The organism is Pseudomonas sp. P7548 (assembly GCF_013386585.1).
In the GTDB taxonomy this organism is placed as follows: Bacteria; Pseudomonadota; Gammaproteobacteria; order Pseudomonadales; family Pseudomonadaceae; genus Aquipseudomonas.
The window spans coordinates 1-354 of the sequence record NZ_JACARO010000250.1; the positions used below are offsets into that span (position 1 = coordinate 1).

General features: G+C 63.3%; 1 protein-coding gene. It reads left to right on the forward strand.

The features are described from left to right. Positions 1–242 (forward strand): FCD domain-containing protein (locus HX803_RS32540; RefSeq protein WP_178926131.1); only part of this gene is annotated, 242 nt, incomplete at its 5' end. Between the last annotated feature and the right edge of the window lie 112 nt (positions 243–354).

Consider the following 354-nt stretch of genomic DNA (forward strand, 5'->3'; position numbering starts at 1 on the left):
ACGCCACCCGCAACGACCTGTTGGCCTATATGTGCAACATGCTGTCGCTGCCGTTGCGCGAGTCGATCAACATCACCAACCGCCGCCCCGACATCCAGGGCCTGAGCCTGCCTCGGCACAAGGCGATCCTCACCGCGATCCAGAACCGTGATGCCTTGGGCGCTCGGCATGCCTCGCTGGTGCAGTTGGATGACACGCGGGTGGCGCTGGATACGGTGATGAATGTGCTGACGCCGCTTTAGGCTGCGGGCGACTCCTGTAGTAGCCGGCTCGCCGGCGATAGCGGCGGCTCAGACGACTCCTTCGTCACTGAAACGCTGGGCTGGGAATTGGCCTCGTCAGCCATTTGCTCAG